Raw genomic sequence first — 17,295 nt, 5'->3', positions numbered from 1 at the left:
CTCAGTTGGATGAACCTGATGGTAACGATGCATCGCCTGGCCCTCTCTCCCGATCATCACGCTTTCCCCATCACGAGATTGCCCGCCGCATCGAACAGGCGAAGATGCTGCGTCGAAAAACGGAGCCAGATGCGATCGCCTTCGCGCGGTGTCGTCGCGCCATCAACACGGGCGGTCAACGCAACACCCTGAGGGCTCGTCGCCCGCAAATAGGCATCGGGGCCAACGCGTTCCACAGCATCGATCACGGCGGCAAGGCCTGCTTTGACCTCGCTGTCGCCGACCTCGACATGCTCCGGCCGGATGCCGATCGTCACCGGCCCGGCCGGCGCTATTGTGTCGATCACGACCTCGAATGGACCTCGGAACATCATCTGCTGTCCGCTGCGCTCGAGGTTGCCCTTGAACAGATTCATCGGCGGACTGCCGACGAAGGTCGCCACGAAAGTATTGGCGGGTGTCGAATAGATCTCGGCGGGTGTCCCGACCTGCTGGATGATACCGCGATTCATCAGCACGATGCGACTCGCCATGGTCATAGCCTCGACCTGATCATGGGTCACATAGATTGTCGTGCGCCCGACGCGCTTGTGCAGCCTGACAAGCTCGGCGCGCATCTCGACACGCAGCAGCGCATCCAGATTGGACAAGGGCTCGTCCATCAGGAAGACATAGGGCTCGCGCACGATGGCGCGGCCGAGCGCCACGCGCTGGCGCTGGCCGCCCGACAATTCATCAGGAAACCTGTCGAGCTGGCCTGAGAGCTGAAGCAGGCCGGCGGCGGCCTCCACTTTGGAGCGCACCACCTCACGCTCGACACCGCCCATCTTCAACGGGAAGCCGAGATTCTCGCGCACCGTCATATGAGGGTAGAGCGCATAATTCTGGAACACCATGGCTACATCGCGGTGGGCCGGCTTCAGGTAATTGGCCAGGCGGCCACCGATGTAGATTTCGCCGCCGCTCAATTCGTCGAGCCCGGCGATGAGCTTGAGGAGCGTGCTCTTGCCGCAGCCCGAGGGGCCGAGGAGAGCGATGAACTCGCCCGGCGCTACGGTAAGAGTGACGCCCTCAAGCACGGTGACATTGCCATAGTGTTTAGCGACCTCGATCAGCTCTATGGCGGGTTCGTTTTGAGTGTCGATGGCGGTCAATGGACGATCCTCATTGTTTCAAGGCACCGGCCAATGAACGCGCCAGGAACTGGCGCTGCAGCACGAAGAAGAATATGCCGATCGGGACCAGCGACATGACGGCGGAGGCCGACCACAAGCCATAATTGGCACCGCCATGGGCGCGCAGCGCCGCAATGCCGACGGTCAGTACCTGCAACTCGTCGCTGGTCGTGGCGATCAGCGGCCAGGTGAAGCTCATGAACTGATCGGTGAAGATGATGACCGCAAGAACCACGAGGCCCGGCTTGATGAGCGGCAGAACAATGCGCCAATAGATCGCGAATTCGCTCAATCCGTCGAGGCGCGCGGCATTTTCGAGATCGCGCGGCAGACTTAAGATGAATTGCCGCATCAGTATGGCACCCAAGGGATTGGCCAAGGGCGGCAGGATCAAAGCGAGATAGGTGTTGATGAGGCCAAGCGACGAGACGAGCGACCAGAGCGGCACGATCAAGGCCCCGATCGGCACCATCAGCAGGACCAGCATCAGCATGAAGACGATGCGCTTGCCGGTGAACTCGATCTTGGCCAAGGCATAGCCCGCCAGCGAATCGAGGAAGACCTTGAGCACGGTCACGCTCGTCGCGACGAACAAGGTGTTGAACATCCAGCGCAGGAAGCCGGTGTTCCACAAGAGATCGCTGTAATTGCCGAAATAGAGCGGGATCGGCAGCAATTTCGGCGGATAGCTGAATATCTCGGTGCTGTCCTTCAGCGAGGCAAGGAGAACATAATAAAAAGGCGCCACCAGGATGAAGGCGACGAGCGCCAGAACACAATGCCGCGCGAATTCCTTCCAGCGTCGGCGCCTCAGCCTGATGCGCGCATGTTCTTCAGCACTATGATGAGCCGCCGCTACCATCAGTCTCCCCCTCTCCTGCCGCGCAGAAGCCGCATCTGGACCAGTGTGAGGAGGAGAATGGCCACGATGAGAACCAGAGAGATCGCCGAGGCAATGCCGATCTTATTGGTGGCGCCGAACATATAGAGCCAGATGCGGTAGATAACCGTCGTCGTCGCCGTACCGGGGCCGCCGCTGGTGAGAACGAGGGCTGTGTCAAAGACCTGCAAGCCCCAGATCGTCGCCACGACGACCGCGAAAAAGATGATCCGGCGCAACAATGGCAAGGTGAGATAACGAAAGCGCGCCCAGGCGGGAGCCCCGTCGAGCTCGGCTGCCTGATAAAGCTCCTTGGGCAGGCCAATGATCGCCGCGACGAAGAATAGCGCCCAATAGCCGACATTGCGCCAGACATCGAGGATGGCGAGGACGATCAAGGCGTTGTCGGCGCCGAGCCAAACGACCGGCCTGCCGCCGAACCATCGCGCCACCTGATTGAACAGCCCGAAGTCGACATTGGTCATGAACAGCCAGATGAGCGCGGCGACGACGCCCGGCACGAGGACCGGGAAATAGATGAGAAAGCGGTAGACCGAGCCGCCGCGTTCGATGCGCGCCAGGATGAGCGCAATGGCGAGCGCGCCGATGAGGATCAGCGGCACCGAGATCAGCGCGAAGAGCAGCGTGTTCCCGATTGCCGTCGAGGCGCCCACAATATCGGGAAGGTCAGTGAAGTTCTTGAGGCCGACGAATTTCGTATCGCCGCCGAGGCCGCCCGAGCGCAAACTCCACCATAGGGTGCCGATGACCGGCAGCACGAGAAAAATCACGAAGCACGCAAACATCGGTCCGAGAAACGCCCAGCCGAGGATCTCGCGACCGAGCCTCGCTTTGCGCCGCAAGCGGCGATGGTCTTCGGCCGACAGGCGCAGCCGGCCGGGATGCGCGCTTGGCATAGTCGCGGCATCAAGACTCATGCCGGCATTCCCTGTGCTTAGAGTCCGACTTCGCTTTTCACGATCTTCTCGACATTGGCGACGGCCTCGGCCGCCGTCACCTTGCCGGCATAGCAGTTCTGGATCTCGGCCTCCGCCAGACCTTCGACAGTCGCCCATTGCGGGAAGTTCTCGATGCCGACCGCGTATTTTACGAATAGCGGCAAGGCCTCGGCAAGCTGCGGCGCGGCATTGGTGCCGTAGCCATTCTGGGCGGCATCGGAGCGCGCCGGATAGGTGCCAGAATTGTCCGCCCAAAACGCATCATTGGTACCGTTCGTCCAGAATGTCATGACTTCCCACAACAGGTCCTTGTCCGGCGACTTGGCATTGGTCATGTAATAGGTCAGGTCGTTGAAATTGACTTGGGCGACCGGCCCGGGCGGATAAGGCAGAAGTTTCCAGTCGAAGGGGACCTTCTTCGGCAACACGGTCGTGCCGGCAAGATCCGAAGACAAGATGGCGAGCTTGCCGGCGGCGAAAGCGGCAGGCGCCGCGTCATAGCTGTAGGTGCCGAGCGGCGGCGCTATGCCCTTCTTGAAGAGATCTGCCATCTGCTCGGTGACCTGCACCACTTCCGGGCGATTAACATTGGGGGCCTTGAGATCCGGTGTCAGATAGGAGCCGCCGGCGGAGCGCAAGCGCTGATACCATTCGCCATAGCCGCCGAGCTGAATGCCGATCCCCAAACCATAGGTCTCACCTTCCTTTGTCATCTTGCCGATGCAATCGACGAATTTGTCCCAGCTGTTGACGAAGTTCTCGTCGTGCCCCGCGGCGCGGACCTTATCCATATTGACGAACAAGGCATCCTCGACATGCCAGCTGATGGGCAGGCCGAGAAGTTTTGGTCCATAGCTTTCGGTACGATCCCAATAGAGGTACTTGGCCTTTTCGGTGGCGAACGCCGGATCATTGATCCGCCCGGTCCAGTCCTCGAAGCCCGTACCGGCCTCATAATCGGGATACGAGCTTTCAGTCGTCATATAGATATCATGGCCGCCCCCAGCCACGGAGGCACTGATCTCTTGGGCCGCTGTCGCCCACTGATACAGGCGGAAATCGAAGGTCACGTCGGGGTGAAGCGCGTTGAATGCCGCGGCGATATGCTTGTGATTGTCGACCTCGCGTTCCGACCATGGACCGACCAGGAAGCGCACATGACCCTTGAGGCCCTTGCTCGCCGCATAGGCCGGGCGGAACTCGGCAGCAATGGAAGCGACCGCCGCGGTCGTCAGGCCCATTTGAAGGAGCCGCGTGACAAAGGCGCGGCGTGACAGCTTTCCAGCCAGATGGGAATCGGAAAGCGCATGGATTTGCCGATGAATTCGCTGATTCATGATGCTGTTTCCACCCCTCTTTGTTGCCTCCGGATGACCAGAAAGGTCTCTGGATGACTTATGTACTGATCCTGAGTACAATCTTGTTGTACGCCTGTGCAGGCGGGGCTGTCAATCGAATGAGTTGACATTTATGCGGGATTTCTTGTTTCTAGCGCTGATTGTACTAAGATTCGATCATTGCCAATGGGCCGCGTCCGGAAAATGTACCTGCATAGAAACAATATGGGGTTTGAATGAGCGAGTGGTATTCCGGCTGGCCCGTCCGGCGTGACGATGTCGCCACTTCGCTTGCCGATACACTGGAAGAGGCAATCCGCAGCGGCCGTCTGGCGCCCGGTGCGCAATTGCCGACACATCGGGAATTGTCCAAACGCCTCGGCGTCGCGGTCAGCACAGTGTCGCGCGCTTATGCGGAAGCCGGCCGACGCGGCCTCATCGGCGGCACTGTCGGGCGCGGCACTTTCGTGCTGGCGAGCGACAAGGACAACGACCTCATCTCGAACCGCGAGGTGCTGCGCCCCCTCGAGCGGCTCTATCTGCCCTTGATGCAGCGCGAAGACGCGATCAATCTCAGCCTCAACGAACCTCTGTCGGACGGCACGGGCGAACGCTTGCGCGAAGCGCTCAAAGCCATCGCGAAGAAGCCGGATCTCGACGACCTCGCCCATTACCAGCCGCCGCAAGGACAATTGGAGCATCGGACAGCCGGCGCCGCCTGGCTGCGCGAGCTCGGGGTCGACGCGCCGGCCGACGACATCTATGCCGTGTCCGGCGGCCAGACGGCGCTGATGACCATCTTCCTGGCGCTGGCACGGCCCGGCGATACGGTGCTCACCGAGGAATTGACCTGGCCCGGCGCCTTGTCGGTCGGCCGCCTGACCGGCATCCGGCTGATGCCCGTGGCGATCGATAGTGAAGGCCTGGTGCCGGAAGCATTCGAAGCAGCCTGCCTGTCGCATCGGCCGCGCTTCGTCTATACGATGCCGACGCTGCACAATCCGACGACGGCGACAGCGAGCCTCGCGCGCCGCCAGGACATCGTGCGCATCGCGCGCGCCCACAATGTGCTGATCGTCGAGGACGACGCTTATGGATTTCTGGTCGAGCCGCGCGCCACGCCCTATTGCCAGCTGGCGCGCGACATCACCATCTATCTGACCAGCCTGTCGAAATCGATCGCGCCGACCTTGCGGATAGGCTTCATGGCCGTGCCGCCGCGACTCCATAAATCCATGCGCGCCTCGACGCGGGCGACGACGGCGATGGTGTCGCCTCTGCTCCTCGAACTCACCACCCATCTGATCAATAGCGGTGCGGGCCGCGAGGCGATCAAATTTCAGACCGCCGCCGCCCGCCGCCGCCAACTGCTCGCGGCATCGATCCTTGGTGAAGCCGGACCGGCGCCCACCTCGATGCATTATTGGCTGAGGCTGCCCTCCGACATGCGCAGCGCAGTTTTCGTCGCCGACGCCTTGGCACGCGGCGTCGCGGTCACGCCCGGCGATGCCTTCACAGTCGTGCCCGGTAAAGATCCGGGCGGGGTGCGTCTGTGCCTGTGCAGCGAAACGAGCGAGGCGCGTGTCAAGCAGGCGCTGGCGACCCTGGCGGAGCTGGTGCACTCCGATCACGCCGCCGCACTTCCTATCGTTTAGGCGAACCCGGCTCCGGCTCACTCAAGAGCCCTGCGGGACAACGGCCGTCACAGCAATCTCGACACGGAACGGATCGACGCCGCCCGACACCGTAACGCGCGCCGGGAAAGGCTTCGGCATCACCTCTTGAAACGCGGCATCGAATGCCGGGAAGTCGATCAGCGTGTCGACGAAGACGTGGACCATCACGATATCCGCCAGGCCTGAGCCCACTTCGGCGAGGATGATCTCGATGTTGCGGATGGCCTGCCGGGTCTGCTCGCCGATGTCATCGCTGATCGCCTTGCCCGTGACGGCGGCGGTGTTGCCGACCTGCCCGCATACCCAGACGAGGCCATTGGCGACAATCGCTTGCGAATAACTCGCCGTGGGTGCCGGCGCCTTGCTGGTGCTGATCGCTCGCTTGGTGGCACCGCGCTGCGCTGTCATGTGAATCTCCCTGTTGTCGTTAGTCTCCCCGTGTTTCAGCAAAACGTGATTTTGTACTTCCGTCAAGTACAATACTTAACTCTCATATTCATCATACTCAAATACCTTATTTTAAAAGCTTTCTTCTAATCAAGAATGTCAGCCTACTTTTTTCTTGTGTTTGACCCCGAGTAATGTACTTTTATGAGGACAATCCTGACTGCGTCCGGGGCTCCATCGTCAGGGGCGTACAAAAGACCAAATAGGGAGAGACCCATGACCGACAAGCACACATCATCTCGGCATCATTTCTCGCGTCGGACCATATTGACCGCAGCCACAGCCGCGCTCGCCATGCCTTTCGTCATAAAGGCCGGGCGCGCCGCTACGCAGCTACGCATGTCGACCCCTGGCCCCGCGGACGACTGGCAATCCAAAGGCCTCGTCAAATTCAAGGAAGTACTGGAGCAGGAAGCCCCCGGCGCCTTCGACGTGCAGATCCACTACAACGGAACCTTGTTTGCGCAGGGCACCGAAATCGAGGCCATGCAGCGTGGCAATCTCGAATGCGGCGTGATTACACCGCAGGACTATGCCGCCCTCATTCCGGAATATTCCATCTTCACCACTGGCTACATCTACCGCGACGCGGCGCATCTCGATGCGGTCTTCGACGGCGATATCGGTACCGAGTACAAAGCACGGATCGCGAAGGACATCGGCGTGCAGATCCTGCGCAGCCAGTATTTCGGAGCCCGACACGTCATATTGCGACAGGCGCGAGATGTAAAAACGCCGGCCGATCTTGCCGGTCTCAAGCTACGTATGCCGGCGGCGGAATCCTGGCTGTTCCTCGGCAATGCGCTCGGCGGCAATGCGACGCCGCTGGCTTTCGAGGAAATCTACCTCGCCTTGCAAACGGGCACGATCGACGGCCTCGAAAATCCCCTGCCCGACGCGATGGCATCGAAGTTCTACGAAGTGACGGAGCAAGTGGTGCTCACCGGCCATCTGATCGCCAGCAACTTCGTCACCGTCGCCGGCAAATTCTGGGACGGCCTTTCGCCCGAGCTCAGGACCGCCGTCGAGAAGGCGGAAGCGGCCGGCAAGAAGCTCAGCGACGAAGGCGTCGCCGCGACTGAGAAGGACGCCAAGGCTTTCTTCGAGAGCAAGGGTGTCAAGGTCACCACACCCGATGTCGCCGTCTTCCGCGATCAGGTGCAGAAGAAATTCGTCGAATCGGATTTCGCCAAGGCCTGGCCGACGGGCATGCTCGAGCGCATCAATAAAGCCGGCGCTTGATCGCCTCGGTGGCGGGGGCGTCACGCAAAGTGGGCAAAACATAAGGGCTCGGTGACGTGGAGCGTTGGATCCCGCGGTGGAAGAGATTTGTTGAGATGGCGGCGGCCGCCATGTTCATAGTGATGTTTGCGTCGTTCATGGCGCAGATCCTCAGCCGCTATGTATTCAATGCTCCCCTCTCCTGGACGCTCGAAATATGCTCGATTGCCTATATCTGGGTGATCTTCTGGTCTTGCGACATTCTGGTGAGCGAGCGTCAGCACATCATCTTCGACGTGCTCTATCAGAAGTTTCCGCCGGCGCCGCGGCGTGCCGTGGCCATCGCCAACACCGCCGCGGTCGGTTTCATTTTCCTCGCCGCCCTTCCCGGCACTCTCGATTACATAGCCTTCCTCGGCCGGCGCCACACGATGGTTCTGCACCTCCCCTTCGACATCGTCTATTCCTGCTTCGGCATCTTCATGATCGCCGCCATCGTCGGCGCCGCTATCAGACTGCGCCGGCTCCTGAGTTCCTCTTGGAAAACACATCTCTGACGGATAGATCCGATGAGCCTTGCCGCCTTCGTCATGTTCGCGCTGTTTTTCGCTTGGTCGTTCCTCGGCATGCCGATCGGCCACGCCATGATCGCGGCGGGAATAATCTATCTCTTCATGACCGGCCAGGACATCGGTCTTGTCGCCTCGCAGAGCCTCAACGGGCTTTACAGCAACTTCGTCCTGATGGCGGTGCCCCTCTTTATCTTCGCCGCCGAGATCATGAATGAAAGCAAGATCACCGACCGGCTGTTCGGCTTCGCCAATCTGCTCGTCGGCCGGCTACGCGGCGGCCTTGCTCACGTGAATATCGTTTCCAGCATCATCTTCTCCGGCATGAGCGGCAGCGCCCTTGCCGATGCCGCGGGACCCGGCAAACTCGAAGTCGACATGATGGTGAAGGCGGGCTACTCGCCCGGCTTCGCCGCCGCCCTCAGCACAACATCGGCCATCATCGGCCCGATCATTCCTCCATCCATCCCGATGGTGATCTATGGCGTCATTTCCAACACCTCGATCGGCTATCTCTTCATGGCTGGCGTCATACCGGGACTTCTGCTCGGCCTCGCCCAGATGGCAGTCGTCGCGGCGATCGCGAAACGGCGCAACTTCCCGATCGAAGCGCGGCCGACGCGGAGACAGGCCATCGCCACGACACTGGACGCCTTCCCAACACTCATGCTGCCCGCCATCATGCTGGGCGGCATCTATTCGGGCTCGGTCACACCCACCGAAGCAGCCGCCGTCGCCAGCTGCTATGCACTCATCCTCGCGCTCTTCTGGTATCGCTCACTCAATTTTCGCGCGCTCATCAACGTGCTCGTCGTGTCATCGCGGGCGACGGCTACCGTCGCCATCACCATCGCCGGCGCCCTGGTGATGAACTGGATCGTTGCTGCCGAGCAGATCCCTCAGGCCATGGGCGCATGGATGAGCTCGCTCGACATGTCGCCCGCCATGTTCCTGCTCATGGTCAATATCCTGTTCCTGATCCTGGGCGCCTTTCTCGATTCGCTCCTCATGCTGCTCATTATCGTGCCGATGCTCTTGCCGACGGTCGCTCATCTCGGCATCGATCCCGTGCATTTCGGCGTGACTGCGATCATCAACATGATGATCGGCCTCGTTACGCCACCCATGGGTGAGCTCGTCTTCCTCATCGCTGGCGTCTCGGGCATCCCGCTCGCGGCCATCACCAAGGAGCTGTGGATCTTCCTCGTGGTGCTGATCGCGCTCCTCTTCGTCCTCGTCTATGTGCCCGAGATCACGCTCTGGCTTCCCATGCAAATGGGCTATGAGCCGGTCAGCCTGGCGAAATGAACGGCGCAGCGAGCTAAATGTGAATCGTGCCCTGCATATAGAGGACGCATCTTCCGGCGAGCCGCACCTCGTCGCCGCGCAACGAACAATGCAACTCGCCGCCGCGCGGCGACAACTGCAATGCCAGATGCTCCGTCCGACCCAGGCGGGCCGACCAGTATGGCACGAGCGCCAGATGCGCCGAACCGCAGACCGGATCTTCCGGCAGGCCTTCCTTCGGCGCGAAAGCCCGTGACACGAACTGGCTGTGTTCGCCAGGAGCGGTGACGATGACGCCATCGCGGTCGAGCTTCATCAGCATATCCATATCGGGCGCCAGCGATGACACATCGGACTCGCGCGCCAGGACAGCGAAATACTGATTCTGATTGACGTGGACTTCGGTGACAGCAACGCCCAGGGCGTCGTCGAGCCCGGCCGGCGCCTCGCAACCGCGCGCCGGAAGCACGGGCAGCGTGATGGCGAGCAATGCGTCGCTCAAGCGTGAGACTTTGAGCGTTCCGCTGCGGCGATCGAGGGTTGCTTCCAGCAGATCGGGCCTCAGGATGCGCAGGACGACATGGGCCGCCGCAAGCGAGGCATGTCCGACCAACCCCAATTCCCCAAGCGGCGTGAAGTAGCGAATCTCGAAGCGCTGACCGCGGTCCACCAGGAAGGCAACAACCGGGGCATTGTGCTCCGTCGTGATGGCCTGCAGCAGCCCATCGTCAGGCCAGTCAGCGAGACAGCAAACCAAGGCCGGGTTTCCCGCGAACACGCGGTTCGCAAAGGCGTCGATCTGGAAGACATCAAGCTTCATGGGCTGCTGTTCCTGTGAGGGGTTATTGTCATGTTCTCAGGGCACTTGTCAAAAATTCCCAATTTCTCTCGTATTCCAGCTTTTAATCCATTGACAGATAAATATTACATCCTCTAACTTAACTTTGTACCTATTATCGGTACATCAAACCAAGAATAATACGCAATAGGGTTCGGAAACAACGAGGAGGCCGCAATGACTGCACGGCTCGGCGGACTACTGGCGCTCATGGCGAGCGCTCTCATCCTTCCAATCAACGCTCACGGACAGGATGCCACGCCACAGAAAGGCGGCACCCTCACCATGGCGCGGGACAGCGAGCCTTTGACGCTCAATCCGATCGGCGCCAATGACAACGGGTCGATCTTCATGATCGTTCAGATCTTCGAGACGCTGGTGGAAACGCAGGACGCGCCGGTGCCGCAGCCCGCCATCGCCACGAGCTGGACCGTGTCGGATGATTCAAAGACCTGGACATTCACGCTGCGCGAGGGCGTGAAATTCTCCAATGGCGACCCTTTGACCTGCAATGATGTCAAATTCTCCATCGACCGCTTTGCCGATCCGAAGGTGAATACCAACTATGGCGGCTTCGGTGCCGCGATCGCCGCGACCGAATGCGCCAACGCTTCGTCCTTCATCGTGAAGCTCAAGGAGCCGCAAGGCGCCTTCCTGGACTATCTCTCGACCTTCATTCCCTCGATCGTGCCAAAGGCGGCCTACGAAAAAATGGGCGACAAAGCCTTCAGCGAGCAGCCGATCGGATCCGGCCCCTTCGTGGTCAAGGAATGGGTGCGCGGCCAACGCCTGGTGCTCGAACGCAATCCTTATTACTGGAAGAGCGGACAGCCTTATCTCGACCGCATAGTCATCGATTACGTGCCGGACGAGAACAGCCGCATGCTCAAGGTCGAATCCGGCGAAGCGCAGATCGCGACCGAAGTCCCCTATTCGCAGATCGAACGCATCGCGGCATTGGCCCATGTCGATGTCCAGATCGAAGACGTCATGGCGTGGGATGCCGTCTGGTTCAACAGCCGCAAAGCCCCGTTCGACGATCCGGAGGTCATCCGGGCCTTGAATTACGCAACGCCCAAGGAAGCAATGCTCGCGAGCCTCATGCATGGGGCGGGCGAAGTCGCCAACCATGTTATCGCCAAGGTCAAATACTGGGATCCGACGGTCCCCGCCTATCCCTATGATCTCGATAAAGCGAAAGAGGCGCTGGCCAAATCAAAGAGTCCGCAAGGCTTCACCTTCTCCTGCCTCATTGTCGCGGGCGACCAATTCGAGCTCCAGCAGGCCCAGATCCTGCAATCGGAATGGGCCAAGATCGGCGTGAAGATGGAGGTCCAGGCGGTCGATACGGGCACGATCTGGACGCGCTGGGGCAGCGGCGATGAGAGCTGTTTTACCTTCACCGGATCCGGCCTCTCGAGCGACGCCTTGTCCGACGACAATCTCGCGGTCGTCTTCTTCGACTTCACCGGCGGCATCGAATCCTTCTGGACCGGCTGGAACAACAAGCAGGCGACCGAACTCGTCAAGCAGGCTGGCAGTACCATCGATGAAAACAAGCGCCAGGCGGCCTTCCATCAGCTGCAGCGGCTGGTGATGGCCGAGTTTCCTGCCGTGCCGCTGTTCTTCATCAAGGCGCGCACAGCCGTGTCCGCCGACGTGAAAGGCTTCAAGACCTTGCCGGTCAAATGGTGGAATCTCGAGAATGTCTGGCTTGCCCCCTGAGCCCGGAACGGGCCGGATCACGGAGACCCACTTTTGTCGCTCATAGTTTTCACCGGCCGACGATTGGCACAATCCATTCCAGTGCTGATCGTCATTACCCTGGCCGCATTCTCCGTGATCCATCTCGTGCCCGGCGATCCGGCCCGGGTGATGCTGGGCTCGCGCGCTACCGATGAGGCGATCGCCGTCCTGCGCACGCAGCTCGGACTCGACAAGCCACTGGTGACGCAGTATCTCGATTTCCTGCGCAACGCCCTACGGCTCGATTTCGGCGAGTCGCTCTTCCAGCGTGCCGCCATCGGCCCCATCGTGGCGGCGCGTGCGGTGCACAGCCTGGCGCTCGTCACCTATGCCATACTGATTTCGCTCGTCATCGCCGTCCCCCTGGCGCTTCTCTCCGCCGTCCGGCGAAACCTCATGGCCGATCATGTCGTAAGGGCGCTCAGCACGCTTGCGTTCTGCATGCCATCATTCTGGACCGCGCTCCTGCTTGTTCTCTTGTTCAGCATACGTCTCAAATTCTTCCCGACATCCGGACTGGGTGAAGGATTGACCGGCTACATGGCGAGCCTCACCCTACCGGCGGTGAGCATCGCTCTCTATCTCACCCCCATCCTGCTGCGCAGCTTGCGGGCGAGCATCATCCAGACCTTGACCGCGGAATTCGTCGAAGCGGCGCGGGCGCGCGGTTTCAGCGAAGGCCGCGTCCTCTTCAAGCACGTGCTGCGCAACTCGCTCATCGCGATGCTGACCATCCTCGGCGTCAATGTCGGGTATCTGATTTCGGGCGCCGTCGTCATCGAGAACGTGTTCTCCATACCGGGCCTCGGGTCCCTCATGGTCGCAGCGATCGTGCAGCGCGACTATCCGGTTATCGTGGCACTGACCCTGGTCTTCGGCGTCGTGGTCGTGGCCGCCAACTTCCTGGTCGATGTCTGCTACGCGATCCTCGACCCGAGGATCCGTCAATGAAATCTCAGCCCCCTCACGGCATAGCGGACGGCGTCTGGTCGCGTCTGCAGCGGCGCGCCCTCCTCGACCGCCGATGGGCCACGATCTCGCTCGTTGCCGGCATCGCGATTGTCACCGCCATATCGGCATTGAGTCTCGCCGCCCCCTTTCTCGGACTGAGAGACCCCAATGCCACGGACCTCATGAACGTCCTGAAGCCTCCTTCGGCGCACTTTCTTTTCGGCACCGACGATCTCGGCCGCGACATCTTCAGCCGTGTCCTGCATGCCGGGCGGGTCGACCTCACCTTTGGCATCGTCACGACCTATGTTTCGCTCGTCATCGGCCTCCTCGTCGGCTCATTCGCCGGCTATTTCGGCGGCATCATCGACACGATCATCATGCGCGTCGTGGATCTGGTGATCTCGTTCCCCTTCATCATTCTCATCCTCACCATCGCCGCGATCGTCGGGCCGGGCCTCGCCGGCGCATATATCGGCGTGATCGCGGTGAGCTGGGCCCTCTATGCCAGGCTTTCGCGCGGTGAAATGCTGGCGATCCGGCGCCGGGAATATATCCGCAATGCCGAGACGCTCGGCTACAGCACGCCCCGCATCGTGTTCGTGCATGCCGTACCCAATCTGCTCCGCGCCAATCTCGTCTTCTCGATGTCGGACATCGTGCTCAACATCCTGACGCTGGCGGCACTCTCCTATCTGGGCCTCGGAGCCGCGCCGCCGACCGCCGAATGGGGCGAAATGATCGCGCAAGGACAGAAGAACCTGCTCAATGCCTGGTGGATATCCACCCTGCCGGGCCTTGTCATCGTCATTACCGGCATCGGCTTCAGCCTGATTGGCGACGGGCTGGCCGACAGGCTCGATGGAAGGAGCCGATGATGCAGCGATCGACGCCACTCCTCGATGTGCGCGACCTCTCGGTCGGCCTTACCAACCGCCACGGCGCCTTTCTCGCCGCACATCGGGTCGGTTTCGCCGTCGCACCCGGCCAGAGCATCGGCCTTCTGGGCGAGTCGGGATGCGGCAAGAGCATCACGTTGCGAGCACTCCTGGGACTCGTCCCGCATCCAGGCGAGATCGTCGGCGGAAGCGTTCACTGGAAAGGACGCGATTGGCGAAGCCTCACCAGGCAGGAGGTCAGACGGATCCGCGGCAAGGAGATCGCGATGATCTTCCAGGATCCGGCCGCTTGCCTCAATCCGGTATTCACCATTGGCGACCAGATCAGCGAAACACTGCGCATCAAGCTTGCGATCAAGTCCAAGGCAGCCCGGGAGCTGGCAGCCGATCTGCTGAGCCGCGTCGGCATCCCGGCGCCGAGGGAGCGGCTTAGACTCTATCCGCACGAACTCTCCGGCGGCATGCGCCAGCGCGTGATGATCTCCATGGCGGTCGGCGCCGAGCCCGACCTGCTGCTTGCCGATGAGCCGACAACGGCGCTCGACGTGACCATCCAGGATCAGATCCTGACATTGCTGGCCGGGCTCAAGGACAAGACCTCCATGTCGATGATCCTGGTGTCGCATGATGTGGGCGTCGTAGCCCAGAATTGCGACGTGATCCTCGTGATGTATGCCGGTCGCATCATGGAGTCGGGCCCTGCGCTGGAGGTCCTCCGGGCGCCCCGCCATCCCTATACAAGAGGCCTCCTGGCGGCGATCCCGCATCTGCGTGTTGGCGCCGCGCGCCATCCCTTGCGGACGATCGCAGGGCAGCCACCCAACCCGGCCAACCTCCCTGAGGGCTGCCCGTTCCAGCAAAGGTGCTCCTTTGCCCGCCCGGAATGCCGGACGATTGCCGTGACGCTTGACCGCGCTCTGCCTGGCCACGGCTCGGCATGCCCGGTCGTGACATGAGCAGCCCCATGGCCACCTCCCAGGAAAACCCGATTCTGGCGGTGAACGGTCTGAGCAAGAGCTTTGCCGGCCGTCACTCAGCGCTCAAGGCTGCCTGCGGAATACCGGTGCCCAGGCTTGTCGCCCTTGATGACGTCTCGCTGTCGGTCGGCCGCAATGAGGTTCTGGGGATCGTCGGCGAATCGGGCAGCGGCAAATCGACGATCGCCCGTTCCATTATCAGGCTCGAACGGCCGGATCGTGGCACTGTCAGCTTCGACGGCCAGGATGTGTGGCAGGCAAAAGGCGCCGGCCTTCGGCAGATCCGCAAGGATATGCAGATGATCTACCAGGACCCTTATGGCTCCCTCAATCCGCGCATGAGCATCGGACGCGCCATCAGCGAGCCGGCCCTGGTGCATGGGCTGATCGACCGCGCCGGCGTCCGGTCGCTGGTCCGCGACCTGCTTGAGCGTGTCGGCTTGCCGCAATCCTCGGCCGAGCTTTCGCCGCATGCGCTTTCGGGCGGGCAGCGCCAGCGTGTCGCGATCGCGCGTGCCCTGGCGCTCAAGCCGCGCGTGATCATCGCCGATGAGGCCGTCAGCGCGCTCGATGTTTCGATCCAGGCGCAGATCCTCAATCTGTTCAGCGAGCTTGTGCGCGATCTGGGCCTCAGCATGATCTTTATTTCGCATCAGCTCTCGGTCATCGCTCATCTCGCCGATCGCGTCGCTGTCATGTATCTCGGCCGCATCGTGGAAACCGGAGGCACCGCCGATGTCTTCACCCGCCCACGGCATCCCTATACGGCGGCGCTTCTCAAGGCCCATCCCGATCTTGCCGCCAAGGCGTCGCGTGAAGCAGCGCTCACCGGCGAGATCCCCTCTTCATTCGCCATTCCGTCCGGCTGCCGGTTCAACACGCGCTGCCGGTATGCCGAGGCTCGATGCTTCGCCAGCGAGCCGCCGGCCACTGAATTCGAAGCCGGACATCGCACCTGGTGCCATGTCCTGCCCACACTCGCAGGAATCACCGCCACATAGGAGGAAGCCATGTATCCGATCAACTATTCGAAATTCGCTTATTACAAGATCGACAATGACGATCTCGATTCCGTCGAGCCCAAGCCGATCGATTTTCTGGGCGGCGGGCTGCATCGCATGGTGGGCGTCGGCATCGAGGAGCCGTGCTGCCAGGTCGTGTTCGAAGATTTCTTCCCCGGGCACGAATATAAATGGACAACCTGGGTCGACCAGCTCGATTTTGTGACTTCGGGCAAGGCCGAGATTACCTTTTACCAGCCGCCGTCACTCGAAGAGAAGCGGACCGTCCTGGTCGAAGCGCCGTGCATCTACCTCATCCCGCGCGGTACGCCCCTGGTCTGGAAGGTAATCGGCGATGAGGTCTTCCGGCATTTCTCCTTCGACGTGCCGCATCCGCAATTTCCTTCCGACCTCGCCAAGAGTGTGAAAGCAAAACGCGCCGCCGCAAAGTAAGGAAACTCACCATGACGACCATGAACAAGCGTTTCGCCGGCCGTCGTGCCGTCGTTACCGGCGCCAGCGCCGGGATCGGTCGCGCCACGGCATTGCGTCTCGCGGCCGAGGGTGCCCGTGTCGGGCTGGTGGCGCGAGGGCGCGAAGCACTCGAAGCGACGGCTGATGAAATCCGGGCGAATGGCGGCGAGGCCCTGGTCCTTGTCGCCGACGGTTCAGTCGAAAGCGAGATTGCGGCGGCGATGGATATGGCGGCCGGAAAATGGGGCGGCCTCGACATCATCGTTTCCAATGCCGGGATCGAGCTCCTCGGTCAGGATGACCGCGTCGATCGTCTCGAACTCGCCATCTGGGACAAGCTGATCACGACCAACCTGACCGGCCAATTCCTCGCTTGCAAGCATGGGGCGCGCCATTTGCTGGCGGCGGGCGGCGGCGCCATCGTCTGTCTCGGCTCCAATTGCGCCTATCTCGGCATGGCGACGAATGAGCCCGCTTACAGCGCCAGCAAAGGCGGTATCCTGGCAATGATGAAGGTGATGGCGATCGACTATGCGAGGCTCGGCATTCGCGTCAACATGGTCATACCGGGATTCATCGACACGCCCATGAATGCCCCGGTGATGAAGGACGCCAAGGAGCTCGCTTATTGGAGCAACCAGATTCCGATCGGGCGCGCCGGCACGGCGGAGGAATGCGCATCCGCCATACTGTGGCTCGCCTCCGACGAAGCGAGCTACTGCATCGGCACAACTCTTGTCGTCGACGGTGGGCAGGCTTCAATCTAGATCACCAGCGCCAAGTGAAGGCGCCCACGAATACCCTGCTCTGACGGCAAGGGCGGTCCGTCACCGCTGCGGCATGCCATCCCCTGTTCCA

At 61.2% G+C, this 17,295-nt stretch carries 17 protein-coding genes; 11 read left to right on the top strand and 6 right to left on the bottom strand.

Translation table 11 applies throughout. The features are described from left to right. Window positions 1–56 precede the first annotated feature (56 nt). Genes G5V57_RS14795 through G5V57_RS14780 form a run of 4 tightly spaced genes read right to left on the bottom strand, consistent with a single transcriptional unit; the run spans window position 57 to window position 4,351 of the window. Window positions 57–1,154 carry an ABC transporter ATP-binding protein gene (locus G5V57_RS14795; RefSeq protein ID WP_256378671.1) on the bottom strand — a complete coding sequence of 366 codons (1,098 nt, stop codon included), beginning with the start codon at window positions 1,152–1,154 and terminating at the stop codon, window positions 57–59. Between the two features lie 10 nt (window positions 1,155–1,164). Then, window positions 1,165–2,037 (bottom strand): carbohydrate ABC transporter permease, encoded by an 873-nt coding sequence (locus tag G5V57_RS14790; RefSeq protein ID WP_165168234.1) that lies wholly within the window; start codon window positions 2,035–2,037, stop codon window positions 1,165–1,167. Continuing rightward, window positions 2,037–2,993: a carbohydrate ABC transporter permease gene (locus G5V57_RS14785; RefSeq protein ID WP_165168233.1), complete on the bottom strand. Its 957-nt coding sequence runs from the start codon at window positions 2,991–2,993 to the stop codon at window positions 2,037–2,039. Before G5V57_RS14785 ends, G5V57_RS14790 begins: the two co-directional genes overlap by 1 nt. A gap of 17 nt (window positions 2,994–3,010) precedes the next feature. Continuing rightward, a complete protein-coding gene (locus tag G5V57_RS14780; RefSeq protein ID WP_165168232.1) occupies window positions 3,011–4,351 on the bottom strand; it encodes an extracellular solute-binding protein in 1,341 nt (446 codons plus the stop codon). A gap of 236 nt (window positions 4,352–4,587) precedes the next feature. On the opposite strand from G5V57_RS14780, the gene G5V57_RS14775 reads away from it, so the two are divergent. After that, entirely contained in the window at window positions 4,588–6,006 is a 1,419-nt protein-coding gene (locus G5V57_RS14775; RefSeq protein ID WP_165168231.1) for a PLP-dependent aminotransferase family protein, read from the top strand. Window positions 6,007–6,027: 21 nt separating this feature from the next. On the opposite strand, the gene G5V57_RS14770 is transcribed toward G5V57_RS14775, so the two are convergent. Further along, window positions 6,028–6,435, bottom strand: coding sequence for a RidA family protein (locus G5V57_RS14770; RefSeq protein WP_165168230.1), 408 nt, complete (start codon window positions 6,433–6,435; stop codon window positions 6,028–6,030). A 255-nt stretch (window positions 6,436–6,690) separates the two neighbouring features. Between G5V57_RS14770 and dctP the strand changes: the two genes are divergently transcribed. From dctP to G5V57_RS14755, 3 genes are all read left to right on the top strand, one after another. Continuing rightward, the gene (gene dctP / locus G5V57_RS14765) at window positions 6,691–7,716 is read left to right on the top strand and encodes a TRAP transporter substrate-binding protein DctP (RefSeq protein ID WP_165168229.1); all 1,026 of its coding nucleotides are present in this window, start codon (window positions 6,691–6,693) and stop codon (window positions 7,714–7,716) included. A 95-nt stretch (window positions 7,717–7,811) separates the two neighbouring features. Further along, window positions 7,812–8,252 carry a TRAP transporter small permease gene (locus tag G5V57_RS14760; protein WP_165168228.1) on the top strand — a complete coding sequence of 147 codons (441 nt, stop codon included), beginning with the start codon at window positions 7,812–7,814 and terminating at the stop codon, window positions 8,250–8,252. Between the two features lie 12 nt (window positions 8,253–8,264). Beyond that, a complete protein-coding gene (locus G5V57_RS14755) occupies window positions 8,265–9,572 on the top strand; it encodes a TRAP transporter large permease (protein ID WP_165168227.1) in 1,308 nt (435 codons plus the stop codon). 13 nt (window positions 9,573–9,585) lie between these two features. On the opposite strand, the gene G5V57_RS14750 is transcribed toward G5V57_RS14755, so the two are convergent. Further along, complete coding sequence (locus tag G5V57_RS14750; protein ID WP_165168226.1) at window positions 9,586–10,371, bottom strand: PhzF family phenazine biosynthesis protein; 786 nt, start codon at window positions 10,369–10,371, stop codon at window positions 9,586–9,588. 195 nt (window positions 10,372–10,566) lie between these two features. On the opposite strand from G5V57_RS14750, the gene G5V57_RS14745 reads away from it, so the two are divergent. From G5V57_RS14745 to G5V57_RS14715, 7 genes are read left to right on the top strand one after another with little or no spacing between them, the layout of a single operon-like run. After that, a complete protein-coding gene (locus tag G5V57_RS14745; protein ID WP_165168225.1) occupies window positions 10,567–12,114 on the top strand; it encodes an ABC transporter substrate-binding protein in 1,548 nt (515 codons plus the stop codon). A 33-nt stretch (window positions 12,115–12,147) separates the two neighbouring features. After that, window positions 12,148–13,086, top strand: a complete 939-nt coding sequence (locus G5V57_RS14740) for an ABC transporter permease (RefSeq protein ID WP_165168224.1) — start codon at window positions 12,148–12,150, stop codon at window positions 13,084–13,086. After that, on the top strand, window positions 13,083–13,964 hold the full coding sequence (locus G5V57_RS14735; protein WP_165168223.1) for an ABC transporter permease: 882 nt from the start codon (window positions 13,083–13,085) through the stop codon (window positions 13,962–13,964). Before G5V57_RS14740 ends, G5V57_RS14735 begins: the two co-directional genes overlap by 4 nt. After that, entirely contained in the window at window positions 13,961–14,941 is a 981-nt protein-coding gene (locus G5V57_RS14730) for an ABC transporter ATP-binding protein (RefSeq protein ID WP_206530266.1), read from the top strand. The genes G5V57_RS14735 and G5V57_RS14730 overlap by 4 nt, the downstream gene beginning before the upstream one ends. A gap of 8 nt (window positions 14,942–14,949) precedes the next feature. Next, complete coding sequence (locus G5V57_RS14725) at window positions 14,950–15,963, top strand: ABC transporter ATP-binding protein (RefSeq protein ID WP_165168222.1); 1,014 nt, start codon at window positions 14,950–14,952, stop codon at window positions 15,961–15,963. Between the two features lie 9 nt (window positions 15,964–15,972). After that, window positions 15,973–16,416 carry a hypothetical protein gene (locus G5V57_RS14720; RefSeq protein WP_165168221.1) on the top strand — a complete coding sequence of 148 codons (444 nt, stop codon included), beginning with the start codon at window positions 15,973–15,975 and terminating at the stop codon, window positions 16,414–16,416. Window positions 16,417–16,427: 11 nt separating this feature from the next. Next, complete coding sequence (locus G5V57_RS14715) at window positions 16,428–17,204, top strand: SDR family NAD(P)-dependent oxidoreductase (RefSeq protein WP_165168220.1); 777 nt, start codon at window positions 16,428–16,430, stop codon at window positions 17,202–17,204. Window positions 17,205–17,295: the final 91 nt, after the last annotated feature.

It is taken from the genome of Nordella sp. HKS 07, from assembly GCF_011046735.1.
Classification (GTDB): Bacteria; Pseudomonadota; Alphaproteobacteria; order Rhizobiales; family Aestuariivirgaceae; genus Taklimakanibacter.
This window is presented reverse-complemented; position numbering and strand designations above follow the sequence as displayed.